The following is a 25,021-nucleotide window of genomic DNA, read 5'->3' as shown; positions in this document are numbered from 1 at the left end:
GCACCTACGCTAGATCGGTGACCTTCGACCCCGTGCCGCCCGCGTCGGCCCGGTTACCGTCCGGCGGCACGGACGTCCGGCTGCGTCCCCTGCCGGGAGGCACCCGCCCGGACCACGTCGCCGCCCTGCTCGACACCCTCCGGGCGAGCCTGGCGACGGACCAGGAACCGCCACGGTCCGTCCTCGTCCCGCACTCGCCGGACGCCGACGGCGCAGCGGTCGTCGCGGCGGTCGGGCGTCGCCTCCGTCAGGATGTCCCGGCGGGAACCGCCGTCGTCCTGCAGACCTCGGGCTCGACGACGGGAACCGGGCACCTCGTCGCGCTGACCGCGCGGTCGCTGGCGGCCTCGGCACGAGCGACGGAGGAGCGCCTCGCGGGCCCCGGTCAGTGGCTGCTCGCCGTCCCGGCCCACCACGTCGCCGGGCTGCAGATCCTTGTCCGATCCGTCGTCGCCGGCACGACGCCGGCCCTGCTGGACACGTCCGCCGGCTTCGACCCCCGCGACCTCGCGACCGCCGTCGCCGCGATGCGCACCGACATGCCCGCCTACCTCTCGCTGGTCCCGACGCAGCTCGTCCGGGTGCTCGAGTCCGGCGAGGACGCGATAGGGCCGCTGCGCCGGCTCGCCGCGATCCTGGTCGGCGGCGCGGCGACGGCACCGCACACCCTAGAGCGGGCCCGTGGGCTGGGGCTCCAGATCGTGACCACCTACGGCATGACAGAGACAGGTGGCGGCTGCGTCTACGACGGCCGGCCCCTCCCCGGGGTCCGGCTGCGCCTGACCGACGACGACCGTGTCGAGATCTCGGGACCGGTGGTCGCGGCCGGCTACCTCGACGACGCGGCAGCCGACGCCGACGCCTTCCGCAGCGAAAATGGCGTGCGGTGGCTGCGGACGTCCGACCGGGCCGAGATCCTGACGTGCCCGGCGGCGGAACGGGCGGACGACGTCGCGGCCGACGAGCTCGGCGCAGAGAGCGGTTCCCGGAACGCCGGCGAGTCCCACGGCACCCGCGAGCACGACGACAGCGAACCCCGCCGGTCCCACGAGCTCCGCCGGTCCCGCGAACCCCGCCGGTCCCGCGAACCCCGCCGGTCCCACGAGCTCCGCGGCGCCCGCAAGCTGACGGCCGACGACGCCACCCTGTGCCTGCGTGTGCTCGGCCGCGTCGACGACCTCATCAACACCGGAGGGATCAAGGTCTCCCCCGGCGCCGTCGAGCACATCGTGGACGAGCACCCGGCGGTCTCGGAGGTTGTGGTGGTCGCGGTCCCGGACGGCGAGTGGGGCGAGCTCGTCACCGCCGTCGTCGTGGCGGTGGCGGGCCGCGAGGCGCCCTCCCTGGCCGAGCTCCGCACGCTCGTCTCGGCCGGGCTCGACGGCGCCCACGCCCCGCGGGCACTCGTCGAACTGACGTCGCTCCCCCTGCGAGGACCCGGCAAGGTGGACCGCCGGGCCGCGGCGCACCACGCCGCCCGGGCGCTCCGGAGGACCGAAGCGCTGACGGACGCCGAGTCGCAGACGGACGCCGAGTCGCAGACGGACGCCGAGTCGCAGACGGACGCCGAGTCGCAGACGGACGGTGGCTCCCAGGACGGAAACGGCAGCCCGCCAGGCGTCGTCGTCGTCCGGGCCGAACGGTACGGCAGCACGGCCCCGATATCCTGAACCGTCCTACCGCCAGACCCAGCCCTACAGCCAGCCCAGTCCTCCCGCGAGACCCAGTTCTGCCGCCAGATCCGCCGGCCGCCCGAACGCGGCCCCAGACCCCGGAGCTCCATGGCCACCCTGTCCGACTGGCTCGAGGGCGCGCGTGTGCGCACCCTGCCCGCCGCAGTCTCCCCGGTCCTCATCGGCACCGGCGCCGCCGCCGGCCTCGGGCAGGCCTCCGTCTCGCGAGCCCTGCTGGCGGCCGGTGTCGCCCTCGCGCTCCAGGTCGGCGTGAACTTCGCCAACGACTACTCCGACGGCGTCCGCGGCACCGACGACGTCCGTACCGGCCCGCCACGCCTGACCGGCGGCGGCAAGGCGAGCCCCGCCGTCGTGAAGCGGGCGGCCCTCCTCGCGCTCGGCGTCGGCGCCCTTCTCGGACTCATGCTCGTGGCGGTGTCGGGTACGTGGTGGCTCCTCGTGGTCGGCGCGGTCGCGATCGTGGCGGCGTGGGGCTACACCGGCGGCTCGCGCCCCTACGGCTACCGGGGACTCGGCGAGGTCGGGGTCCTCCTCTTCTTCGGACTGTTCGCCACGCTCGGCACCACCTGGACACAGGCGCTCGAGCTGTCCTGGCCGGCGTGGGCGGGGGCGGTCGGGGTCGGGCTCATCGCGTGCGCGCTGCTCATGGTCAACAACATCCGCGACATCCCCACCGACTCGCTAGTCGGGAAGATGACTCTGGCCGTCCGGCTCGGCGACCGCCGCGCGCGCCTGACCTACGTCGCCATGATCACCGCGCCGCTCCTCCTGGCGGTCGCCTGCGCCCTGGTGGCCCCATGGTCGCTGCTGACGCTGCTGGTCGTGCCGTGGGTCGTCCGTCTCGCGCGCACCGTCCTGGGCGGGGCCCAGGGACGCGACCTCATCGCCGTGCTCCGCGACACAGGGCTCCTGGAGCTCGGCTACAGCATCCTGCTGGGCGTCGGCCTGGCGCTGTAGAGCTCATCGCGCGAGGTGCTGGGCGTCGGTCTGGCGCTGTCGAACGCCCCGCGCACCGTCTCCTTCCCGGCGCCGGACTGCGGTGCCGCGAGGACGAGCCTCAGCCCGTAGCGGGTCGGGGCCCGTGTTCCGTCTCGTCCGTCGGCTTCTGTGCTGTGGGCCTTTCCCCGTGATCGGCGACGACCGGGCGGCCCGCGGGGTCATCGGCGACGACCGGGCGGCCCGCGCGGTCATCGGCGACGCGGGGCGGCCCGCGCGGTCATCGGCGACGGGCTCGCCGCCCTCCGCGGGGTGCTCTCTGCGCTCCGCCGCGGCGTCCACGACGGCGTCCTCGTACGCCGCATCGGCCTCGACGTCCGCGGAGAAAGTCGGCCGCTCCTCCCGCAGGGGGTCGAACTGCGCCAGGACGTGGGCTGCCTCCTCGCGCTGCCGCCTGAGCACGAGGAAGGACACGAGCGCCCCCACCACCACGGCCGCCATCCACAGGAACCAGGACCGCAGACCGAGCAGGTAGAGCAGCCCGGCGGAGGCAAGCACGAGGCCCAGACGGAGCAGGGTGTACACGAGCAGACGCATCCCACCAGCGTAGGCGGCCCCGCGGTCCGGCCCCGCGCACCCCGAGATCTGGGGATATCGCTGACCACGGGCGTGCACTTCCCGGCCTACTCTGGGATTATGCTCCGCATCCTGCCCGCTGTGATCCTCATCGCCCTGGTCGTCTACGCGCTCATCGACTGCGTACGGACGCCGGACGACGACATGCCCGCAGGCATGCCGAAGGTCCTCTGGATCGTGCTCATCATCGTCTTCCCCGGGATCGCGGCCGTCGCCTGGATCGTCGTGAGCCGCGTCGCGCGCGCCACCTCCGGCGAGACGACCCGCTCCCGTCCGGGCGTGTGGAGCTCCCCGTCGCCGCGGAAGCCTGTCCGCCGCAGCGGCCCAGTCGCGCCCGACGACGACCCCGAGTTCCTCGCACGCCTCGAGGCGGAAAGGCGCAGGGCCGCGCGGGACCGCCGTCGGCAGATCGGCCGCGACGACGCTCGTCCCGAGCTCGAGTCCGGGGACGACGGCGGAGCGACCAGCGCACGTCCCGGCGGGAACGTCCCGCGAGGCTCCGGCTCGACGCCGGGTACGGCGGTTCCCGGCACGCCTTCGCCGACCGCCGGGCCGGCCGACAGGCCCGTGGAGGGGGGCCGCGAGGACTCCACGCCACGCAGCCCCGACGAGGGCACGTCGGAGGACGGCACGTCGCCGTCGTCCGGGGCGTCGCAGGGCTGACTCAGATCCCGGCAGCGCTCACTCGAATCCCAGCAGCGCTCACTCAGGTCCCGCCGGTGTCGGGCCTGCCGCCGTGACGGCGGCCGACACGACCGACTTCTGGGAACAGCCCCGGGCTCTCCGCGACGCCGGCGGCCCTGAGACACAGGGACCGGGCGGACGACGTTCTCAGCCGATGCCGCTGTAGGAGTGCAGGCTGTTGAAGACGAGATTCACCACGAAGTAGTTCGCCAGCACGCAGACGAAGCCGAAGATCGAGAGGTAGGCGGCGCGTCGCCCCTCCCACCCGCGGGTGGACCGTGCGTGCAGGTAGGCCGCGTACACGACCCAGATCACGAAGGACCAGGTCTCCTTGGGGTCCCAGCCCCACGGGCGGCCCCAGGCGTGCTCCGCCCAGATGGCGCCCGCGATGATCGTGAAGGTCCAGAGCATGAAGCCGACGGCGTTGAGCCGGAACGCCAGGCGCTCGAACTCGGCGGAGGTCGGCGCGGACTCCATGAGCTTCGACCACCGGCCGGTCATCGCCCCGGCCGCGGGGCTGCCGCCGCCCGTCGCGCCGCCCGTGGCTCCGACGAGAGCCGGCTCGGACACCTCCGTGCTCGCCCTGACGCGGCGCAGCTCGGAACGTTCCTGGACCAGCTGGACCACCGACAGCACGGCGCCGATGGCGAGCACCCCGGTCGCGATGGTCGCGATGGAGACGTGGATGATCAGCCAGTAGCTGTCCAGGGCGGGCTGCACGCCGTCGGCCCGGACGTACAGCACCGACACGGCGATGCCCAGCATGAGCAGGGTCAGGCCGACCACGAAGGTGCCGAGGAACCGCAGGTCCCTGGTCCGGGTCAGGCCGAGGAACACGAGGATCGCGACGAGGCTGAACAGGGTCGAGAACTCGTACATGTTCGCCCACGGCACGCGGCCGGCGGCGATCGCCCGGGTGACGACGCCCGCGAGGTGCAGCGCGGCACCGACCCAGGTGGTGGACATGGCGATCCCGACGGCCTTGCGCCGCCGGCCCTCGGGGCCGCCGTCGCGCAGGCCGGACAGGTCCACGGCGAAGGACACGAGCGCCACCGCGTAGGCGGCCATCGCGCCGTAGATCAGCAGCGTGCTGAGCTGACCGATGTCGGTCATCGGGAGGTTCCTTCCTTGGCCGGGTCACCGGCCGTGGTGCCCGGGCGGGGGTGCGCTCGGGAGGGGGCCGCCTCGGGTCGTGCGACGGCGCCGGTCTGGTCGGCCGCACCGGGATCCTGGACGAGGCTCTCGGCAGGCGACGCGACTGTCCGCGGCTCCGCCGCCGGACCATTGTGCACCGCGGTGCCGGCGGCCTCGAGCACGCGCTGCAGGTCGCGGGCCAGGCCGGGGGTCGTCCCCGCGGGCCAGGGCGGCCGCGCTGAGCGCGGTCCCGCCGTCGGACCCGGGCGCGAGACGCACCCACAGCCGGCGGCGGGGCACGAACAGGGATCCGAAGAGCCCGAGCATCGCGGTGACGGAGAAGGTGAGCAGGTACGGCAGCGACGGGTCGTAGCGCAGGTCGAGCGCGGCGAAACGGGGCAGGTCGTCGAACGTGACACTGCCGAGGCCCTCGGGCAGCTCCACCGTGGCGCCGGGTTCGAGGAAGATCGTGACCGGGCGCTGCCCGCCCTCGGCGGAACCGGGCGTGCCGTCGGGGGCGTCCTCGTAGACCTGACGCATGTCGTCGGAGTCGAGGACGTAGACGTTCTGCGGCACGCCGTCGTCCAGCCCGAGATCCCCCGCCCAGAGGGTCAGCACCAGCAGCGGCGCGGTCGGCTGGGGATGGACGGAGTAGGCGCCGGAGCCGTCCGGCTCGACGACGGCGGTGGGCAGGAACGCGCCGGTGAGGCCGAGCTGCTCCTGGCCGGGACTGACGTCCGGGACCTTGATCACCCCGCGCGAGGTGTACACGGCGTCGTCGGGGAGGAACGGCACGGGGCCCGAGAACGCCACCTCGCCCGCGCCGTCGCGGACGGTCAGGCGCGGGGCGTAGCCGTTGCCGGAGAGGTAGACGTTCGCACCGCCCGCCTTCATGGGGTGGTTGACCTTGATGGTGTCCTCGCGCGGCGAGCCGTCCGGCTCGGTCACGTTCACCCGGGCGGCGAAGTCGCGGGCCTGGGCGTCGAGGGTGAACTCGGAGGTGAACTCCTCGAGCGTGAAGGTGAACGGCTCCAGCTCGCCGGGGTCGAACAGCGTGCCGGGGTCGAAGGAGTCGTAGTCGACAACGGAGTTCGCGAACGCCTCGCCCTCCACGACGAGCGCCTGGCCGCGGTAGCTGAACAGCTGCCCGGCGGCCATCGCCAGCAGGACGCCGACGAGGGAGAGGTGGAAGACGATGTTGCCGGTCTCGCGCAGGTACCCGCGCTCGGCGGTGATCCCGTCGGGGGTGACGGCGGTGCGGTACCGCCCCCGAAGCGAGCGCAGCACCGCGGTCTCGACGGCGTCGGGCGCCTCGGTCACCGCGCGCTCCCCGCGCACGGGGAACCGCGCGAAGCTGCGCGGCACCCGCGGCGGCTGCGAGCGCAGCGCCCGCCAGTGCACGGCGACGCGCGGGACGATGCAGCCGATCAACGAGGTGAACAGCAGCAGGTACACCGCGGCGAACCACGGCGAGCCGTAGACGTCGAAGAAGCCGAGCCGGTCCAGCCAGGGCGCGAGGACGGCGTGCTCCTCGTGGTACTCGGCCACGCGGGCCGGGTCCTGCGGGGTCTGCGGGAAGAACGAGCCCGGCAGGGCCGCGACGGCGAGCAGCAGCAGGAGCATGAGCGCCACCCGCATGCTGGTCAGCTGCCGCCACGTCCACCGCAGCCAGCCGCGCAGCCCGAGCGACGGCTGCGACGGGGCGGGACCGTCCTGGCCCAGCTCCGCCTTGGTGCTGAGGTTCGTCGGGTCCGCCGTCCCGGCCTTGCGCACCATCGTCAAACCACCGTCTCGAAGTTGGCCACCATGCCCTGCAGGGACGCCGAGAACTGCGCCCACAGCCCGGTGACGAGCGCCAGGCCCAGCAGCACCAGCAGGCTGCCCCCGAGCACCTGGATGGTGCGGCGGTGCCGGCGCAGGAAGCCGAGCACCCGGGCGGAGCGGGAGAAGAGCATCGCGATCAGCACGAACGGGACGCCGAGCCCCAGGCAGTAGGCGACCGCCAGGGTGACGCCGCGCGCCGGGTCGGCGCCGCCGAGCGAGAGCGTGAGGACCGCGGCGAGCGTCGGGCCGATGCACGGGGCCCAGCCGAGGCCGAAGACGACGCCGAGCACCGGCGCCCCCCCACAGCCCGGCGCGCGGCGCGAGGTGCGGGCGACGCTCTGTCTGGAGGAACGGCACGAGGCCCATGAACGCCAGCCCCATGAGGATCACGACCACGCCCATCACGCGCAGGATGACGTCCATCCACTGCTGCAGCGCGACCCCGGCGAGCGAGAACACGATGCTGAACAGCACGAACACGGCGGAGAACCCGGCCACGAACAGCAGCACCCCGGCGAGCAGACGCCCGCGCCCGGCGAGGTGGCACCGGACGAGGCTGCGCCCAGCGAGGCTGCGCCGCTCGAGCTTGCGCCGTGGTCCTTCATCCGACCCCCACGACCGAGACGGCCTCGCGGCGGGCGGCACGGTCGGCGTCGTGCCCCTGGAGGCTGCGGACGGCGAACGGCCCCGTCCTGACGACCTCGATCGCCTGCACCGCCGCGCCGAACTCCTGCACCGTCGTGATGATCGGCTTGTCCGCGGCGGTCGTCGCGGCCCGGATCTCGTAACCGTCCGCACGGGCGCCCTGCCCGCTGGGGGTGTTGACGACCATGTCGATCGCGCCGTCGGTGATGAGGTCGATGACGGTCGGCTCCCCCGCCGGCCCGCGTCCCTGGGAGGCCTTGCGCACGACCGTCGGCCGGATGCCGTAGCGGCGCAGCACCCCGGCGGTGCCCTCGGTCGCGAGGACCTCGAAGCCCATCTCGACGAGCCGGGTCACGGGGAAGATGATCGAGCGCTTGTCACGGTCGGCGACCGAGACGAACACGCGGCCGGTGGTGGGCAGGCCCCCGTAGGCGGCGGACTGGGACTTGGCGAACGCCGTCGGGAAGTCGACGTCGAAGCCCATCACCTCGCCGGTCGAGCGCATCTCGGGCCCGAGCAGCGTGTCGACGACGGACCCGCTCCCCGTGGCGAAGCGCTTGAACGGGAGCACCGCCTCCTTGACGGCCATCGGCGCGTCGAGGTCGAGGACGCCGCCGTCCCGCTCGGGCAGGACGCCGCGCTCCCGCAGCGACGCGATGGACTCCCCCGCCATGACGAGGGACGCCGCCTTGGCCAGCGGCACCCCGGTGGCCTTCGCGACGAACGGCACCGTCCGGGACGCGCGCGGGTTCGCCTCGATGACGTACAGGACGTCCGAGACGAGCGCGTACTGGATGTTGAGCAGCCCGCGCACGCCCACGCCCTTGGCGATGGCCAGGGTGGAGCGGCGGATCCGGTCCAGCTCGGCGGCCGAGAGGGTGACCGGCGGCAGCACGCACGCCGAGTCGCCGGAGTGGATCCCGGCCTCCTCGATGTGCTCCATGACGCCGCCGAGGAAGAGCTCGGTCCCGTCGTAGACAGCGTCGACGTCGATCTCGATGGCGTCGTCGAGGAACCGGTCGAGCAGCAGCGGCGCGCTGCGGCGCGAGGCCTCCCACCCGTTGCCCTCCGCCGTCCGGGAGAGGTAGTCGCGCAGGCCGGGCTCGTCGTAGACGATCTCCATGCCCCGCCCGCCGAGCACGTAGCTCGGCCGGACGAGCACGGGGTAGCCGATGGAGGCGGCCACCTCGAGCGCCTGCTCGTCCGACGTCGCGGTCCCGAAGGCGGGCGCCGGCAGGCCAGCACGGCCCAGGACGGCGCCGAAGGCGCCGCGGTCCTCGGCCAGGTCGATGGAGGCGGGCGAGGTGCCGAGGATCGGCACGCCGGCGTCGGCCAGGCGCTGGGCCAGCGACAGCGGGGTCTGCCCGCCCAGCTGGACCACCATGCCCGCCACCGGACCCGCCGCGAGCTCGGCGTGGTACACCTCGAGGACGTCCTCGAAGGTCAGCGGCTCGAAGTACAGGCGGTCGGAGATGTCGTAGTCCGTGGAGACCGTCTCCGGGTTGCAGTTGACCATGACGGTCTCGTACTTCTCCGCCAGCGCCATGGTGGCGTGCACGCAGGAGTAGTCGAACTCGATCCCCTGGCCGATCCGGTTCGGGCCAGAACCCAGGATGATCACGGCCTCGCGCTCGCGGGGCGCGACCTCGGTCTCCAGGTCGTAGGCGGAGTAGTGGTACGGCGTGCGCGCGGCGAACTCCGCGGCGCAGGTGTCGACGGTCTTGTACACCGGGCGCAGGCCGTACGCGTGGCGGACCTCGCGCACCGCCTCCTCGCCGAGATCGCGCAGGCGCCCGATCTGCAGGTCGGAGAAGCCGTGCCGCTTGGCCAGGCGCAGCACCTCCGGGGTCAGCGCCGCGGCGGTGCGGACCTCGCCGGCGACCTCCTCGACGAGGAGGAGCTGGTCGAGGAACCACGGGTCGATCGCGGTGGCCTCGTAGAGCTCCTCCACGGTGGCCCCGCCGCGCAGCGCCTGCTGGACCTGGACGAGGCGGTCCTCGGTCGGCGTGCGCGCGGCCTCGACGAGCGCCTTCGTGGCCGTCGCGTCGGGCGCCGGGCCGTCCCAGTGGAACGTCAGGCCCTTCTTGTCGATCGAGCGCATGGCCTTCTGCAGGGCCTCGGTGAAGTTGCGGCCGAGCGCCATGGCCTCGCCCACGGACTTCATCGTGGTCGTCAGAGTGGGGTCGGCGGCCGGGAACTTCTCGAACGCGAACCGCGGGACCTTGACGACGACGTAGTCGAGCGTCGGCTCGAAGCTCGCCGGGGTGGAGCCGGTGATGTCGTTGGGGATCTCGTCGAGGGTGTAGCCGACCGCGAGGCGGGCGGCGATCTTCGCGATCGGGAAGCCGGTCGCCTTGGAGGCCAGCGCCGAGGAGCGCGAGACGCGCGGGTTCATCTCGATGACGACGACGCGCCCCGTGGCCGGGTCGACGGCGAACTGGACGTTGCAGCCGCCGGTGTCCACGCCGACCTCGCGGATGATCGCGATGCCGACGTCGCGCAGCTTCTGGTACTCGCGGTCGGTGAGCGTGAGGGCCGGGGCGACGGTGATCGAGTCGCCCGTGTGGACGCCGACCGGGTCGACGTTCTCGATCGAGCAGACCACGACGACGTTGTCCGCCTTGTCGCGCATGAGCTCGAGCTCGTACTCCTTCCACCCGAGGATGGACTCCTCCAGGAGCACCTCGGTGGTGGGCGAGTAGTGCAGCCCCGCCCCGGCGATGCGGTCGAGGTCCTCGGGGGTGTGGGCGAAGCCCGAGCCGAGCCCGCCCATGGTGAAGGAGGGACGCACGACGAGCGGGTAGCCGAGCTCGGCCGCGATCTGGTGGCACTCCTCGAGCGAGTGCGCGATGGCGGACCGGGCCGACTCGGCGCCGCAGCGTTCGACGACGCCCTTGAACTTCTCGCGGTCCTCGGCCAGGTGGATGGCGTCGATGGAGGCGCCGATGAGCTCGACGCCGTACTCCTCGAGCACGCCGTTCTCCGCCAGCGCGATCGCGGTGTTCAGCGCGGTCTGCCCGCCCAGCGTCGGCAGGAGGGCGTCGGGGCGCTCCTTGGCGATGATGGTGGCGACCGCCTCCGGGGTGATCGGCTCGACGTACGTGGCGTCGGCCAGCTCGGGGTCCGTCATGATCGTCGCCGGGTTGGAGTTGACGAGGATGACGCGCATGCCCTCCTCGCGCAGGACGCGCACGGCCTGGGTGCCGGAGTAGTCGAACTCGGCCGCCTGGCCGATGACGATCGGCCCGGAGCCGATGACCATGACGGATGAGATGTCTGTGCGCCGCGGCATCAGCGGGCCTCGCCTTCCGTGGTGGTGGTGCGTTCCTGCATGAGCTGCACGAACCGGTCGAACAGGTGCTCGGCGTCGTGCGGCCCGGAGGCGGCCTCGGGGTGGTACTGGACGGAGAAGGCGGGGATGTCGAGCGCCCGGAGCCCCTCGACGACCTGGTCGTTGAGATTGACGTGGGAGACCTCCACGCGGCCGTAGCGTCCGCCGTCGAACGGGGCGACGGAGGGCTCCTCGACCGGGGCGTCGACGGCGAAGCCGTGGTTGTGCGCGGTGATCTCGACCCTGCCGGTGGTCCGGTCGAGGATGGGCTGGTTGACCCCGCGGTGGCCGTAGGCCAGCTTGTAGGTGCCGTACCCGAGCGCCCGGCCGAGCAGCTGGTTGCCGAAGCAGATCCCGAAGAACGGCAGCTCGGCGTCGAGGACGCCGCGCAGCAGCTCCACCTCGTGGGTGGCGGCGCCGGGGTCGCCCGGACCGTTCGAGAAGAACACCCCGTCCGGCTCGTGGGCGAGGACGTCGGCGAGAGTGGAGGACTGCGGGACGACGTGCACGCGCACGCCGCGGGCGGCGAGCTGCTCGGGGGTGCGCGACTTGATGCCGAGGTCGACGGCCACGACCGTCGCGACCGGCTCCTTCCCTGCGTACTCCCCCGCCGGCTCGACGACGTACGCCTCGGGCGTGCTGACCTCGCGGGCGAGGTCGGCGCCCTTCATGTGGGGAGACTCGCGGACGACGTCGAGCAGCACCTCGACCGCCTGGTCGCCCAGGCTGGCGGCCCCGGCGGGCAGCGCGTCGCCGGAGAAGATGCCGGCCCGCATGACGCCGCGCTCGCGCAGGTGGCGCGTGAGGGCGCGGGTGTCGACGTCGCAGATGCCGACGACGCCCTGCTCGGCGAGCTCGTCCTCCAGCTCCCGCTCGGAGCGCCAGTTCGAGGCGCGGCGGGCGGCGTCGCGCACGACGTACCCGGCCACCCAGATCCGGGAGGACTCGGGGTCCTCGTCGTTGACGCCGGTGTTGCCGACGTGCGGGGCAGTCATGACGACGATCTGCCGGTGGTACGAGGGGTCCGTCAGGGTCTCCTGGTACCCGGTCATGCCGGTCGAGAAGACGATCTCGCCGACCGTGCGGCCCGTCGCCGCGTAGGCGCTCCCGCGCAGGACGAAGCCGTCCTCGAGCACGATGAGCGCCGGCTCGCGCACCGCGCCGCGGGGAGCCGCGGGCCGGCGGGCCGGGGCGTCGTCCTTCGGCAGGTTCGCGGCGGCGCCCGCCGGGGAGGTCGTGCTCCCGCCCGCGGCGACCGACGTGGCGGGCAGGTGCTGGTCGTTGGTGGAGGCGCTCACGCGCCCACCTCCTCTCGCGCCACGGGGGCGCCGTCGAGCACGGTGGCCCGTCCCCGCAGGAACGTGGCCATGACACGGCCGGGCAGCTCGGTGCCGGCGAAGGGGGCTGTTGGTGCTGCGGGTCGCCTGCGCGGCCGGGTCGACGACCCGTCGCACGGCGGGGTCCACGAGGACGAGGTTGGCCGGCTCGCCGACGGCGATCGGGCGACCGTGGCCGCCGACCCGCCCGATCGTGGCGGGCGCCGTCGACATGACCCGTGCGACGTCGGCCCAGCTGAGCCGGCCGGTCTCGACCATCGTCTCGACGACCACCGGCAGCGCCGTCTCCAGCCCGGTCATGCCGAAGGCCCCGGCGGGCCACTCGCAGTCCTTGTCCTCGACGGGGTGCGGCGCGTGGTCGGTGGCGACGATGTCGATCGTCCCGTCCTCGAGGCCCGCGCGCACCGCCTCGACGTCCTCGGCCGTGCGCAGCGGCGGGTTCACCTTGTAGCGCGGGTCGTAGGAGCGGGCGAGCTCGTCGGTGAGGATGAGGTGGTGCGGGGTCACCTCGGCGGTGACGTCGATCCCCCGGGCCTTGGCCCACCGGACGATGTCGACGCTGCCGGCGGTGGACAGGTGGCAGACGTGCAGCCGGGACCCGACGTGCTCGGCGAGCAGCACGTCGCGGGCGATGATCGACTCCTCCGCGACGGCGGGCCAGCCCGTCAGGCCGAGCTCGGCGGAGACGACGCCCTCGTGCATCTGGGCGCCCTCCGTGAGGCGAGGCTCCTGGGCGTGCTGGGCGATGACGCCGTCGAAGGCCTTGACGTACTCCAGGGCGCGGCGCATGAGGACCGGGTCCGCGACGCACCTGCCGTCGTCGGAGAAGACCCGCACACGGGCGGCCGAGGAGGCCATGGCGCCGAGCTCGGCGAGCATCTCGCCCTGCAGCCCGACCGACACGGCCCCCACGGGGTGGACGTCCACCCAGCCCGCCTCGCGGCCGAGGTTCCACACCTGCTCGACGACGCCGGCGGTGTCCGCGACAGGCGTGGTGTTGGCCATCGCGTGGACGGCGGTGAAGCCGCCGGCCGCGGCCGCCCGGGTGCCGGTGAGCACCGTCTCGGCGTCCTCCCGGCCCGGCTCGCGCAGGTGGGTGTGCAGGTCCACCAGACCGGGCAGAACGACGAGCCCGTCCGCGTCGACGACGACGGCGGAGCCGGCCTGGCGGGCCGCCTCGGCGCCCGTGGCGGCGATGACGCCGTCGCGCAGCAGCAGGTTGGTCGCCTCTCCCCCGAGAGGGCGGGCCGAGCGGACGAGGTAGTCGGTCATGAGATCCCTCCGGTGGTCTCCTCGCCGCCGGCGAGGAGAAGGTAGAGCACGGCCATGCGCACGGACACGCCGTTGGCGACCTGCTGGACGATGGTGGAGCGTGAGGAGTCGGCGGCCTCCGCGCTGATCTCCAGCCCGCGGTTCATGGGGCCCGGGTGCATGACGATCGCGCGTGCCGGGAGCCGGCCGAGCCGGGCGCCGTCGAGACCGTAGCGGCGGTGGTACTCCTGCGGCGACGGGAAGAACCCGCCGCCCGCGGAGGACATCCGCTCGCGCTGGACCCGCAGCATCATCACCGCGTCCGGGCGTGCCTCCTCGATGGCGGCGTCGAGGTCGTAGCTCACCGTGCAGGGCCAGGACTCCATGCCGACGGGCAGCAGGGTCGGGGGCGCGACGAGTGTGACCTTCGCGCCGAGCGTGTGCAGCAGCTGCACGTCGGAGCGGGCGACCCGGGAGTGCAGGACGTCGCCGACGATGATCACGGACGCCCCCTCCAGCGACGAGCCCTCGGGGGCGGGCGAGTCGCCGCCCGTGGTGAGGTGGCGGCGCAAGGTGAAGGCGTCGAGCAGAGCCTGGGTCGGGTGCTGGTGGGTGCCGTCGCCCGCGTTGAGGACGGGCACGTCGATCCAGCCGGCGTGGGCCAGCCGGTGGGGCGCGCCGGAGTCGTGGTGGCGGATCACCACCCCGTCGATGCCCATCGCCTGCAGCGTCAGCGCGGTGTCCTTGAGCGACTCGCCCTTGGAGACCGACGAGCCCTTGGCGGAGAAGTTGATCACGTCGGCGCTCAGGCGTTTGGCCGCCGCCTCGAACGAGATCCGGGTGCGGGTGGAGTCCTCGAAGAAGAGGTTCACCACGGTACGGCCGCGCAGCGTGGGCAGCTTCTTGATCGTGCGGCGCTGGGTGGCCGCCATGGCCTCGGCGGTGTCGAGCACGCCGACGGCCTCGGCCAGGGTCAGGTCGGCGGCGGAGAGCAGGTGCCTCACCGGGCGGCCCCCTCGGCGGCCGGGGTGGAGATCATGACGGCGTCGGGCTGCCCGTCGTCCGTCTCGGCGAGCTGGACGCGCACCCGCTCGGACCGTGCGGTCGGCAGGTTCTTGCCGACGAAGTCGGCGCGGATCGGCAGCTGGCGGTGCCCCCGGTCCACGAGCACGGCGAGCTGGACGGCGGCGGGGCGCCCGATGTCGTTGAGCGCGTCCAGGGCAGCGCGGATGGTGCGTCCCGAGTACAGGACGTCGTCGACCAGGACCACGACCTTGTCGTCGATGCCGCCGTCGGGCACGGTGGTGCGCCCGAGGGTGCGGGTGGGCTGGCCGCGCAGGTCGTCGCGGTACATCGTGATGTCGAGAGAGCCGACGGGGACGTCCCGTCCCTCCGTCTCGCCGAGGCGGCGGGCGATGCGCTCGGCGAGCGGCACACCGCGGGTCGGGACTCCCAGCAGGACGACGTCGTCGCCGCCCTGGTTCCGCTCCAGGATCTCGTGCGCGATGCGGACGAGGGAGCGTGAGATGTCGGATTCGGTGAGCACCGCGCGCTCTGCGCCGGCGCTCGTGGGCGTGCTGGCCACGAGGACCTCCTTCCCCGCCTCACGGGACGGGCCTTAAAGGATGTCGGACGCGGTGATGCTACCGCGCGCCGTCACCGGCTCCGGTGGCCGCCCCACCTCGTGGGACGGGGGTGTGACGCTTGCCTCAGGGCGGCCTACGGCGCCGTCTCAGTCGCTCTCGCGGAGCAGGGCGACGAGCATGCGCAGGGCGTGGAGCGTCGTCGCCTCGATCACCTCGGTCGGGTCACCCTCGAGGTCGAGCCGCTCGCTCACCCTGCGGCTGCCCGCCCGGCCGCTGAGGTACACCGTGCCGGCGTCCTCGCCCTCCTCCGAACCCGGTCCTCCCACGCCGGTGACGGCGACGGCGAGATCGGCGGTCAGCAGCTGCGCGACGCCGTCGGCCATCTGCTCCGCGCACGCGGCGGTGACGACCGGCCCGCGCTCGACGCCCAGGACGGAGAACTTCGTCTCGCTGGTGTAGGCGACGACGCCGCCCGCGAACCACGAGGAGGAGTCCTTGGCCGCGCCCAGGTGCGAGGCGATCTTGCCGGCCGTGAGCGACTCGGCCACCGCCACCGTGACGCCGTTCCCGTCGAGCCGGGAGGCGATCTCGTCGAGGAGGGGCTGGGTGCCGTCGATGATGCCGTCAGTCATGGGGAGGATCTTCACCCGTCCTGCGCCCAGCGGCACCTCGACGTGGCGCTCGGCACGTGCGAACTGGCCTCTCCTCGATAGCAGAGGTCGCGGCGTGACTCCGGAGCGGCCTGCGGGCCTGGCGACGGCGCGCACCCGGGCGAGCTCGGCGTCACGACGGTTCACGTACCGCGGCGAGCTCGGTCTCGACGAGGGCTCGCACGTAGGCGAGCTCGGTGCCGCGACGGGCCGCACGCGGGCGAGGTCGGCGTCGCGACGGCACGCATGCGCGGGCGAGGAGTGCCCCGGCACCGTGCTGGGCGGGCCGCTACCGGTCCGCTGTTCAGAGGGTCGGCTTGAGGTGCAGTTCAGAGGGTCGGCTTGAGGTCCAGGAGCCGGCCGAGCAGGCCGTTGACGAAGGCCGGGGACTCGTCGGTGGAGAGCTCGGCGGCGAGGTGGACGGCCTCGTCGACGGCGACGGCGTCGGGCACGTCGTCGTTGTGGAGCAGCTCCCACGCCCCGAGGCGGAGGATGCAGCGGTCGACGGTCGGCATCCGGTCCAGGGTCCACCCCTGGGAGTAGGTGCTCAGGAGCTCGTCGATCTGGTCGCGGTGGGCGACCACGCCCTCGACGATCTCGACCGCGTACTGCGGGAACGCGCCCTGTGCGACGGTGACGTGCATCCGCTGCTCGAGCAGGGCGAGCATCTCGTCCGGCGACGTGATGCCCTTCTGGTCAGCCTCGAACAGGACGTCCAGCGCCCGCCGGCGGGCCTTGGTGCGTGCGGCCACGGAGGTCCTCTTCTCTGTGCTCTGTCTCGCGATGTTCGGGTGGTCGCTCTGTCGCGATGTTCGGGTGGTCGCTCTGTCGCGAGGTGCGGAGCGCCGGCGGCGGTACCCGCGTCAGCCTGCGCCGCGTCCGCGGCGCGGCGCAGACGTCGGCCGGGAACCCGGCCGTGCCGCCCCGGGGGCGGCACGGCCTACCGGCTGGCCGAGCTGTCAGGGGCAGATCAGTTCACGCGGCCGAGGTAGTCCCCGGTCCGGGTGTCCACCTTGACCTTGGTGCCGGTCTCGAGGAACAGCGGAACCTGGATCTCGTAGCCGGTCGAGATGGTGGCGGGCTTGGTCCCGGCCGAGGAACGGTCGCCCTGGAGGCCCGGCTCCGTGTACGTGATCTCCATGACGACGGACGTCGGCAGCTCGACGAAGAGCACCTGGCCGTCGTGCATGGCGACGACCGTGTCCTGGTTCTCGACGAGGAAGTTGGCCACGCCGCCCACGGTCTCTGCCGAGATCGGGATCTGCTCGTACGTGTCGGAATCCATGAAGACGAAGTCGTCGCCGTCCCGGTACAGGTACTGCATGTCGCGACGGTCGACGGTCGCGGTCTCGACCTTCACGCCCGCGTTGAACGTCTTGTCGACCGTCTTGCCGGAGAGCACGTTCTTGATCTTCGTCCGGACGAAGGCGGGACCCTTCCCCGGCTTGACGTGCTGGAACTCGACGACGGACCACAGCTGCCCGTCGATCACGAGCACCATGCCGTTCTTGAGGTCGTTGGTCGAAGCCATGCTTGGGCCGTCCTAATGTCGGTTTCGTGTCGGGAACGGCGGCCGGTGACGCGTCTGGTCACCCGGCCGCTCAGCGCCCGTCAGGATACCTTGCCGAGCAGCAGCGTGCCGACGACGCCGCACAGCCCCGCCCACGAGTAGCTCGCCAGCGTGCCGATGATGAACCGCTCGGCCGCCGGGCTGCGGCGGTCCGGGTGCGCCTCCCGCAGCTCCGGATACCGGCCGAGGCCCTTGACCGCCAGGACGACCGCGACCGCCTCGGGGAAGCTCACCAGCACCGAGCCGGTGATGGCGAGGCGCTCGAGCATGCCGATCCACGCACCGCCGCGCAGGACGCCGGGCACGGCGGGACCCGGCTCCACGCGTCGCAGCACGCCCCACACGAGAATGCGTCCGACCAGGACCGACACGGCCAGGACGGCGAGCACGATCAGCACCGTCGCGGTGGTGGAACTCACACGTCCTCCTTCTCCCCAGCAGCCCGTCGCAGGAGGCTGGCTGCCAGGGGGCGGACCTTCCGTTCCTCCTCCAGCACGGCAGACCGTACCCGTTGACTGACCGCCTGCTCGGATATCCCCAGCGTGGCGGCCACCTCCTTCTGACGGACCCCGGGGCGCAGCAGGTCGGCGACCTCCCAGCCCGCCGGCGAGCGACGGCGCACGACGGCGGCGAGGAGCTGGACGAGGCCCGTCGCGTCCGTGGCAGCCGCGGCGTCGTCCCCGGCGACGACGACCGGCATCGGTTCCGCTCGTCCGCGGGCCCGTTCGACGGCGGAGCGCGCGAGCACGAAGGCCGGGCCCGAGCTGGCCCGCGAGGAGGTGGCGAGCGGCTCGTGCACAGAACCTGCCCCGATCCCGACCGCCCAGTCCTGGAGCCGGATCAGGCGGAGCGCGAGGTCGAGAGCGGCCTCGGCCGAGCTCAGGACGATCTGGACCTCGTCCCCGACCGTCCGCTCGAGCGGGAGGACGACGTCGTCACGGTGGTCGTGCTGCCATGGGCCGAGGTGCTCGAGAAGGTCCTCAACCTTGTCGCCGCGCCGCTTGCTCGCGTGCTGGTCAGCCGTGAGGACGAACATGGGTCAAGGCTAGAGTCTTGACATGGCAATATCAAGGCTCAGTGCTTAATCGGGCGCAGGTCGCGCGTCCGGAACACCGGATCATCGCGGCCGGCTGCCGTGGTCGGGCCGCAGCGGGCTGGTTCCCGCAACATCAAACTCGCACGCTTGACCTTGTCAGATCAAGGGACGCTGATCCGGCGTCCCACGCCGCGCCCTCACCGCACGAGGCTCCCGACGACCGCCTCGGCAACCTCCTCGACCGTGAGCGAGGAAGTGTCGACGACCGTGCCCGCGACCCGCTCGTAGACGGGCCGCCGCGCGGCCGCCATCGCTGCGAACTGGGCACGGGCGCTACCCAGAGCCACGGACCGAGGGGCGTTGAGCCCGACCCGGGGCACGCCCGCGGCCATGGAGACGTCGAGCAGGACGACCGTGCCGCCGTCGGCGCGGTAGCGCTCGAGAGCCTCGACGGCCTGCTCCACCGCGCCGCTGCCGAGGGCAAGGACGCCGTCGGACTCGAGCGCCTCGGCGACAACCTCCCGCTCGAGGTCACGGAAGCCATCCTCCCCCCAGGTCGACGATGAGCTCACCCACAGGTGCGCCTCCGCGATGGGCGACCATCCGGTCCGTGTCGAGAAGAGCCGCACCGAGCCGCTCCGCCACGACCGCGCCGACGGTCGACTTGCCGCCTCCCGGCGGTCCTACCAGCACGACGCGCGGCCTGCCGGCGCCGCTCACGGACTCGTGCGGCGGGAGGTCGGGGCTCGATGGGCTGCTCACGCGATCACCGTACTGGCTCGTCGGGCTCGCGTTCCGCTCCGGTCGGTCATCCGTGAGCAGGCACCGCCTGCGCTAGCTGCCCGTCGGCCGGGCACCGCCCTGGGTGCCGGGTGGCTCGACGGCGCCGCTCAGCCCACCACAGCCGCGTACGCCGCCTCGAGATGCTCCAGAGCCGGGCGCCGCAGAACGGTCGGCCGCGCGACGCCCTCGAGCAGGACGAACCGCAGCACGTTGCCACGGACCTTCTTGTCGTGAGCCATCGCCTCGTGCAGCTCCGACCACCGCCCGGCGCGGTAGGTCGTCGGAAGGCTGAGCAGGCCAAGGACGCTACGGTGCCGCTCCACGACGTCGTCGGCCAGGAGCCCCGCTGCCCTGGCGAGCTCGGCGGCGAAGACCATGCCGACGGCGACCGCGTCGCCGTGGCGCCAGCGGTACCCCTCCGTCCTCTCGATCGCGTGCCCGAAGGTGTGCCCGTAGTTGAGGATCTCCCGCAGCCCGGCCTCGCGCAGGTCCGCCCCCACCACGCGCGACTTGACCGCGACCGCCCGCTCCACAAGCTCGCGGAGGACGGCCGAGCGCGGGTCCTGCGCCTCCAGACCGCCGTCGGCCTCGACGAGGCGGAGGATCCGCTCGTCGGCGATGAACCCTGCCTTGACGACCTCCGCCAGTCCGGCCCGCAGGTCCTCCACGGGCAGCGTGGTCAGCGCGTCGAGGTCGCACACGACGCCGGCGGGCGGGTGGAACGCCCCGACGAGGTTCTTCCCGTGGGCGGTGTTGATGCCCGTCTTGCCACCGACCGCCGCGTCGACCATGCCGAGCAGCGTCGTCGGGACGTTGACGAGGCGGATACCGCGCAGCCAGCTCGCGGCGACGAAGCCCGCGACGTCGGTCGTCGCCCCTCCTCCGACGGCGACGACCGCGTCCTCCCGGCCGAAACGTTCGTCGCCGAGCAGAGCCCAGCACCGGGCGACCACCTCGAGGGTCTTCGCCTCCTCGGCGTCGGGGAGGGCGTGGAGCACCGCGGTCACGCCCGCCGCCTCGAGCGCAGCCGCATGGCGGCGGGCCAGCGGCTCGGTGGCCCGGGCGTGGAGAACGAGCGCCCGCGAGGCGTCACCGCCCACGAGACGGACGACCTCGTCGTCCAGGCCGCGCCCCACGACGACGTCGTAGCCGGCCGCCCCCCGTGACGGGGATGCGGGGTCGGGGACGACGGCCGCCCGGGACCCGCGGCGGCCGAGCCGAGCCGGGCGAGAACGCTATCCGGCACGGCAGAGTCGTCCCGGGCGGTCACGGCGCGCAGCACCTCCGCGGCCACGTCCTGCGGCCGCCGGTCGCTCGTGCTCACGGTCAGCGTGGCCACGCGTTCGTACACGGGCAGCCGTTCCTTCCGGAGGGTCGCGAACCGGCCGGAGCGGTCACCGGCCAGGAGCGGTCGCTCGCCGGAGAGGGCCACCCGGGCCAGGGCCCGTTCGGCGACGACGTCGAGCAGCACGACCGTGTGGCCGCGCAGCGCCTCCTGGGTGCCCGGGTGGAGGACGGCACCGCCGCCGAGGGCGAGGACGCCACCGTGCTCGGTCAGCATCCGGACGACGACGTCGTGCTCGAGCTCGCGGAAGCTCGCCTCGCCGTGGGCACGGAAGTACTCAGGGACGCTCGTGCCGGCGACGCGCTCCACCTCGATGTCGGTGTCGACGAAGCCGACGCCGAGGGCGTCGGCGAGGAGGCGGCCGACCGTGGTCTTGCCCGCTCCGGGAAGCCCGACGAGGACGACGCGTGGACGGGTGGTGCTCACCGAAGATGCTCCGGGATGGCCTCGAGGTAGCCGCGGAGGTTGCGCGAGGACTCGGTGACCGAGTCACCGCCCACCTTCTCCAGCAGGGCCTGCGCGAGCACGAGGGCCACCATCGCCTCGGCGACGACGGCCGCCGGCGGAACCGCGCACACGTCGGAGCGCTGGTGGATCGCGCGGGCGGGCTCACCGGTGAGGACGTCCACCGTGGCCAGAGCACGCGGCACGGTCGAGATGGGCTTCATCGCCGCACGCACGCGCACGACCTCGCCGTTGCTCATGCCGCCCTCGGTGCCGCCGGCACGGTTCGTGGCACGCCGCAGACGGTCGTCCGGGCCGGGGACGATCTCGTCGTGGGCGGCGGTGCCGCGGCGGGCGGCGGTGCGGAAGCCGTCGCCGATCTCGACGCCCTTGACGGCCTGGATCCCCATGACGGCGCCGGCGAGCCGGGAGTCCAGCCGCCGGTCCCCCGAGACGTGGGAGCCGAGTCCCGGTGGCACGTCGTACGCCAGGACCTCAACGACGCCCCCGAGCGTGTCGCCGTCCTTCTGGCACTGGTCGATCTCGGCGACCATGGCGGCGGAGGAGGCGGCGTCGAAGCAGCGCACCGGGTCCGCGTCGAGCGCGGCGACGTCGTCGGGGCCGGGAACCGGTGCGTCGTCGGGCACGGCGACCGGTCCGACGGCGACGACGTGGGAGACGAGCCGGATCCCGGCGACCTGCTCGAGCAGCGCCGCCGCGACCGTGCCGAGCGCCACGCGCGCGGCGGTCTCGCGTGCGCTGGCGCGTTCGAGGACGGGCCGCGCGTCACGCAGGTCGTACTTCTGCATGCCGACGAGGTCGGCGTGGCCGGGCCGGGGCCGGGTCAGGGGCCGGTTGCGGGCGATCTCGCGCTCGTCGCCCGTGCCGGCGTCGATCAGCAGTGACTCCGGCGGCACAGGGTCGGCCGACATGACGGTCTCCCACTTCGGCCACTCCGTGTTGCCGATCTCGATGGCGACAGGGCCACCCATGCTCTCGCCGTGCCGGACCCCGCCCAGGATGCGGACCTCGTCCTTCTCGAACTTCATGCGGGACCCGCGACCGTGTCCCAGGCGCCGCCGGGCGAGGGCGGCCTGGATCTCGTCGGTGGTCACCTGTACGCCGGCCGGAAGCCCCTCGAGCACGCCGACGAGTGCCGGGCCGTGGGACTCCCCCGCCGTCAACCATCTGAGCATGAGGCGATCCTGCCACGACCGGGCGGTCGGGCCGCCAGGGCGTCCAGCCGGAGCGACCCGGTGTGAGCCGACGGTCGTCAGGGCGTCCAGCAGGTGCGACCCGGTGTGGGCCGGCGGCCGTCAGGGCAGCAGTGTGCCGGTGAGCACGTCACTGACCGCCGCGGCCGTGGCCAGTGCCGCGCCGAGGATCATCCAGGGCCCGAAGGCGAACGCGGACTCCCGCCCCGCGCGGCGGACGAGCAGGAGCACGCATGCGAAGAGCCCGCCCAGGACGAACGCGAGCACGGGGCCGGCGAGCACCGTCGACCATCCGAACCATCCGAGCCACAGCCCGAGCACCCCTGCCAGCTTCACGTCGCCGAGACCGAGGCCCCCCGGCGCGGATCAGACCGAGGACGAGGTACCCGAGTGCGGACGCGACCCCCGCGAGCACCACCCGGCCGAACGCCGCGAGGTCACCGTCGAGCACGGCGGCGAGAGCGAGCATGACGAGCAGCCAGACGGCGCCCGGACCGACGAGCTTGTCCGGCAGACGGTGGGTCTGCACGTCGATGACGGTGAGGAGCAGTCCGAGGGCGGCCAGCCCTGCCCCGGCGACCACGACAGGCCAGGGCTGCCCCCAGAGGCCGGCGGCGGCGAGCACCCCCACGACACCCGCAGTGGCGAGCCGGACGGGCGCGAAAGCCCCGGCAGGAAGACCGGTGGGCTCCGCCGCGGTGTCGGCACACTCCACCCCGGCGTCGGCGCGCTCCCCGCCGCCGCCCTCGAGTCCTGCTCGGGCGCGGTCAGTCACGGCGCGGGAGGTCGAAGACGGACGGCGACTGCGGCGCGTCGTGCCCGGCGTGCCGACGGTCGAGCTCGGCGAGGAGCGAGGCCCGCATGACGGAGACGTCCGGTGCGTGACCGGTGAACAGCCGCACCTGGGCCTCGGCCTGGTGGAGGAGCATCGCCCAGCCCGGCGCGATCAGCCCGCCGGCCGCCCGCCAGGCGCGCGCGAGCGGGGTCGGCCACGGGTCGTAGACGACGTCGAGCAGAACCGCTCCGGCCAGCGCATCGCTGCTGCCGCCCAGACGTTCCGCGAGGCCGCGGCGACGTCGTCGGCCACCCCCGAGGGCACGGTGGACACGACGACGTCCGCCGTTAGCAGCGCGTCCACGGCCGCGTCGGCGGAGGTCCACGGCCGGTGCACGGTCGCGAGCCCCATCCGGTGCGCGGCCGCAGCGGCCGACCCGGGACCGGCGACGCTCCGCGCGACCAGCGTTCACCGCCCCGGGTGCGGGAGTCGCCGCGGTCCGCCCGCCGCGTGACCGCGTGCACAGCCGTCCGGGGTGACGCGATCCACGCGCTCCCGCGTAGAATCGACGGTCGGCACCCGTGACCGGATGCCTGCCCTCCGCCGTCGGACGTCCTGAGCTGACGACGGCCGGCGTCCTGCGGACCGCCGCGAGCCCCCCCGGGCCGCGCGGCGGGGCACATCCCTTCGATGAAATGGAAACCCGCGTATGCCTTTGCGCTCGGACCTGCGCAACGTCGCGATCGTCGCCCACGTCGACCACGGCAAGACCACGCTCGTCGACGCCATGCTGTGGCAGTCCGGTGCCTTCGGCGAGCACCAGCACGTCGACGAGCGGGCCATGGACTCCGGCGACCTCGAGCGCGAGAAGGGCATCACGATCCTCGCGAAGAACACCGCGGTGCACTACCGCGGTCCCGCCGCGCAGCGCGCGGGCCTCGAGGACGGCCTCGTCATCAACGTCATCGACACGCCCGGCCACGCCGACTTCGGCGGCGAGGTCGAGCGCGGCCTGAGCATGGTCGACGGCGTCGTCCTGCTCGTCGACGCGTCCGAGGGCCCGCTCCCGCAGACCCGGTTCGTCCTTCGCAAGGCCCTGGCCGCGAAGCTGCCCGTCGTGCTGGTGGTCAACAAGGTCGACCGCCCCGACTCCCGCATCTCCGAGGTCGTGTCCGAGGCCCAGGACCTCCTGCTGGGGCTCGCCTCCGACCTCGCCGACGAGGTGGACGACCTCGACCTCGACGCGATCCTCGACGTGCCGGTGGTCTACGCCTCGGCCAAGGCCCGGCGGGCCAGCCTCACCCAGCCCGCCGACGGCGCCCTGCCGGAGGACGAGGACCTCGAGCCGCTGTTCGAGACCATCGTCGAGAAGATCCCGGCGCCCTCCTACGACGAGGGTGCGCCGCTGCAGGCCCACGTGACCAACCTCGACGCCTCCCCGTTCCTCGGCCGCCTCGCGCTGCTGCGCGTCCACAACGGGGAGCTGCGCAAGGGGCAGTCCGTGCTGTGGGCGCGCGCCGACGGCACCACGAAGAATGTGCGCATCTCCGAGCTGCTGCGCACCGTGGCGCTGGACCGCGTGCCCGCGGAGAAGGCCTTCGCCGGCGACATCGTCGCCGTGGCCGGCATCGAGGACATCACCATCGGTGAGTCCCTCGTCGACCCCGACGACCCCCGGCCGCTGCCGCTCATCACGGTCGACGACCCCGCCATCTCCATGACGATCGGGATCAACACCTCCCCGCTCGCCGGCCGCGTGAAGGGCGCCAAGGTCACCGCGCGCCAGGTCAAGGACCGCCTCGACCGGGAGCTGATCGGCAACGTCTCGCTCAAGGTCCTGCCCACCGAGCGGCCCGACGCCTGGGAGGTCCAGGGCCGCGGCGAGCTCGACCGCCTCGGGCAGCGACGTGCCGTGCCCGGCGGTGCGCGGGTCGGTGAAGACCTCGCCCGGCGTGCCGCCCGCCACCACGGCTCCGGCGTCGAGGACGACCACCTGGTCGGCGTGCTCGGCCACGAGGGACATCTTGTGCTCGACCAGCACCACCGTCCGCCCGGCCTCCTTCATCGCGGCCACGAGCTCGAAGACGTCCTCGGTGGAGCGGGGGTCGAGCTGGCTCGTGGGCTCGTCGATGACCAGCACCGGCTG

The 25,021-nt window shown here is 73.3% G+C and carries 23 protein-coding genes and 3 pseudogenes; 4 read left to right on the top strand and 22 right to left on the bottom strand.

The window, feature by feature from the left end; genetic code table 11:
- Positions 1 to 17: 17 nt before the first annotated feature.
- On the top strand, positions 18 to 1,670 hold the full coding sequence (locus DA06_RS01455) for an AMP-binding protein (protein ID WP_052436225.1): 1,653 nt from the start codon (positions 18 to 20) through the stop codon (positions 1,668 to 1,670).
- 111 nt (positions 1,671 to 1,781) lie between these two features.
- On the top strand, positions 1,782 to 2,651 hold the full coding sequence (locus tag DA06_RS01450) for a 1,4-dihydroxy-2-naphthoate polyprenyltransferase (RefSeq protein ID WP_043496779.1): 870 nt from the start codon (positions 1,782 to 1,784) through the stop codon (positions 2,649 to 2,651).
- 3 nt (positions 2,652 to 2,654) lie between these two features.
- Here the strand turns inward: DA06_RS01450 and DA06_RS01445 are convergent, their stop codons facing one another.
- A complete protein-coding gene (locus DA06_RS01445) occupies positions 2,655 to 3,227 on the bottom strand; it encodes a DUF4229 domain-containing protein (protein ID WP_418606739.1) in 573 nt (190 codons plus the stop codon).
- Positions 3,228 to 3,326: 99 nt separating this feature from the next.
- On the opposite strand from DA06_RS01445, the gene DA06_RS01440 reads away from it, so the two are divergent.
- Complete coding sequence (locus DA06_RS01440) at positions 3,327 to 3,929, top strand: PLDc N-terminal domain-containing protein (RefSeq protein WP_052436224.1); 603 nt, start codon at positions 3,327 to 3,329, stop codon at positions 3,927 to 3,929.
- Between the two features lie 168 nt (positions 3,930 to 4,097).
- Here DA06_RS01440 and ccsB read toward each other — a convergent pair whose 3' ends face one another.
- The 21 genes and pseudogenes from ccsB to DA06_RS01335 form a co-directional block, all read right to left on the bottom strand.
- Positions 4,098 to 5,063: a c-type cytochrome biogenesis protein CcsB gene (gene ccsB, locus DA06_RS01435; RefSeq protein WP_043496778.1), complete on the bottom strand. Its 966-nt coding sequence runs from the start codon at positions 5,061 to 5,063 to the stop codon at positions 4,098 to 4,100.
- Between the two features lie 24 nt (positions 5,064 to 5,087).
- Positions 5,088 to 6,860: a cytochrome c biogenesis protein ResB gene (gene resB / locus DA06_RS01430; RefSeq protein WP_052436223.1), complete on the bottom strand. Its 1,773-nt coding sequence runs from the start codon at positions 6,858 to 6,860 to the stop codon at positions 5,088 to 5,090.
- Positions 6,861 to 6,862: 2 nt separating this feature from the next.
- Complete coding sequence (locus DA06_RS01425) at positions 6,863 to 7,198, bottom strand: cytochrome c biogenesis protein CcdA (protein WP_052436222.1); 336 nt, start codon at positions 7,196 to 7,198, stop codon at positions 6,863 to 6,865.
- Positions 7,199 to 7,289: 91 nt separating this feature from the next.
- Positions 7,290 to 7,382, bottom strand: a pseudogene (locus DA06_RS01420) (cytochrome c biogenesis protein CcdA); the annotation flags it as partial.
- A 127-nt stretch (positions 7,383 to 7,509) separates the two neighbouring features.
- Positions 7,510 to 10,845 (bottom strand): carbamoyl-phosphate synthase large subunit, encoded by a 3,336-nt coding sequence (gene carB, locus DA06_RS01415; protein WP_043496768.1) that lies wholly within the window; start codon positions 10,843 to 10,845, stop codon positions 7,510 to 7,512.
- Entirely contained in the window at positions 10,845 to 12,041 is a 1,197-nt protein-coding gene (gene carA, locus DA06_RS01410) for a glutamine-hydrolyzing carbamoyl-phosphate synthase small subunit (RefSeq protein ID WP_043496773.1), read from the bottom strand. The genes carB and carA overlap by 1 nt, the downstream gene beginning before the upstream one ends.
- A gap of 137 nt (positions 12,042 to 12,178) precedes the next feature.
- Positions 12,179 to 13,493 (bottom strand): annotated as a pseudogene (locus DA06_RS01405) (dihydroorotase).
- Positions 13,490 to 14,476, bottom strand: a complete 987-nt coding sequence (locus tag DA06_RS01400; RefSeq protein ID WP_043496767.1) for an aspartate carbamoyltransferase catalytic subunit — start codon at positions 14,474 to 14,476, stop codon at positions 13,490 to 13,492. Before DA06_RS01400 ends, DA06_RS01405 begins: the two are co-directional and overlap by 4 nt.
- Positions 14,473 to 15,057 carry a bifunctional pyr operon transcriptional regulator/uracil phosphoribosyltransferase PyrR gene (pyrR, locus tag DA06_RS01395; protein WP_043496765.1) on the bottom strand — a complete coding sequence of 195 codons (585 nt, stop codon included), beginning with the start codon at positions 15,055 to 15,057 and terminating at the stop codon, positions 14,473 to 14,475. Before pyrR ends, DA06_RS01400 begins: the two co-directional genes overlap by 4 nt.
- 147 nt (positions 15,058 to 15,204) lie before the next feature.
- Positions 15,205 to 15,855 carry a CinA family protein gene (locus DA06_RS01390; protein WP_418606738.1) on the bottom strand — a complete coding sequence of 217 codons (651 nt, stop codon included), beginning with the start codon at positions 15,853 to 15,855 and terminating at the stop codon, positions 15,205 to 15,207.
- A gap of 182 nt (positions 15,856 to 16,037) precedes the next feature.
- Entirely contained in the window at positions 16,038 to 16,460 is a 423-nt protein-coding gene (nusB, locus tag DA06_RS01385; protein WP_043496764.1) for a transcription antitermination factor NusB, read from the bottom strand.
- A gap of 218 nt (positions 16,461 to 16,678) precedes the next feature.
- Complete coding sequence (gene efp / locus DA06_RS01380; protein WP_043496763.1) at positions 16,679 to 17,239, bottom strand: elongation factor P; 561 nt, start codon at positions 17,237 to 17,239, stop codon at positions 16,679 to 16,681.
- A gap of 80 nt (positions 17,240 to 17,319) precedes the next feature.
- Positions 17,320 to 17,697, bottom strand: coding sequence for a hypothetical protein (locus DA06_RS01375; RefSeq protein WP_043496762.1), 378 nt, complete (start codon positions 17,695 to 17,697; stop codon positions 17,320 to 17,322).
- Positions 17,694 to 18,314: a hypothetical protein gene (locus DA06_RS01370; RefSeq protein ID WP_043496761.1), complete on the bottom strand. Its 621-nt coding sequence runs from the start codon at positions 18,312 to 18,314 to the stop codon at positions 17,694 to 17,696. The genes DA06_RS01375 and DA06_RS01370 overlap by 4 nt, the downstream gene beginning before the upstream one ends.
- Before the next feature lie 197 nt (positions 18,315 to 18,511).
- The gene (locus DA06_RS01365; RefSeq protein WP_418606737.1) at positions 18,512 to 18,886 is read right to left on the bottom strand and encodes a shikimate kinase; all 375 of its coding nucleotides are present in this window, start codon (positions 18,884 to 18,886) and stop codon (positions 18,512 to 18,514) included.
- Entirely contained in the window at positions 18,846 to 19,076 is a 231-nt protein-coding gene (locus DA06_RS01360; protein ID WP_418606736.1) for a shikimate kinase, read from the bottom strand. Before DA06_RS01360 ends, DA06_RS01365 begins: the two co-directional genes overlap by 41 nt.
- 128 nt (positions 19,077 to 19,204) lie before the next feature.
- Complete coding sequence (aroB, locus tag DA06_RS01355) at positions 19,205 to 20,197, bottom strand: 3-dehydroquinate synthase (protein WP_418608315.1); 993 nt, start codon at positions 20,195 to 20,197, stop codon at positions 19,205 to 19,207.
- Positions 20,101 to 20,868 (bottom strand): shikimate kinase, encoded by a 768-nt coding sequence (locus DA06_RS01350; RefSeq protein ID WP_418606735.1) that lies wholly within the window; start codon positions 20,866 to 20,868, stop codon positions 20,101 to 20,103. The genes aroB and DA06_RS01350 overlap by 97 nt, the downstream gene beginning before the upstream one ends.
- On the bottom strand, positions 20,865 to 22,082 hold the full coding sequence (gene aroC, locus DA06_RS01345; protein ID WP_043496760.1) for a chorismate synthase: 1,218 nt from the start codon (positions 22,080 to 22,082) through the stop codon (positions 20,865 to 20,867). Before aroC ends, DA06_RS01350 begins: the two co-directional genes overlap by 4 nt.
- A 148-nt stretch (positions 22,083 to 22,230) precedes the next feature.
- Complete coding sequence (locus DA06_RS01340; RefSeq protein ID WP_418606734.1) at positions 22,231 to 22,875, bottom strand: hypothetical protein; 645 nt, start codon at positions 22,873 to 22,875, stop codon at positions 22,231 to 22,233.
- The gene (locus tag DA06_RS01335; RefSeq protein WP_418608313.1) at positions 22,868 to 23,260 is read right to left on the bottom strand and encodes a hypothetical protein; all 393 of its coding nucleotides are present in this window, start codon (positions 23,258 to 23,260) and stop codon (positions 22,868 to 22,870) included. Before DA06_RS01335 ends, DA06_RS01340 begins: the two co-directional genes overlap by 8 nt.
- Positions 23,261 to 23,584: 324 nt before the next feature.
- On the opposite strand from DA06_RS01335, the pseudogene DA06_RS01330 reads away from it, so the two are divergent.
- Positions 23,585 to 24,763: pseudogene (locus DA06_RS01330) on the top strand (GTP-binding protein); the annotation flags it as partial.
- Positions 24,764 to 25,021 lie beyond the last annotated feature (258 nt).

It is taken from the genome of Georgenia sp. SUBG003 (assembly GCF_000715355.2).
Classification (GTDB): Bacteria; Actinomycetota; Actinomycetes; order Actinomycetales; family Actinomycetaceae; genus Georgenia.
The sequence above is the reverse complement of the archived record's forward strand: the minus strand, read 5'-3'. Positions and strand labels throughout refer to the sequence as shown.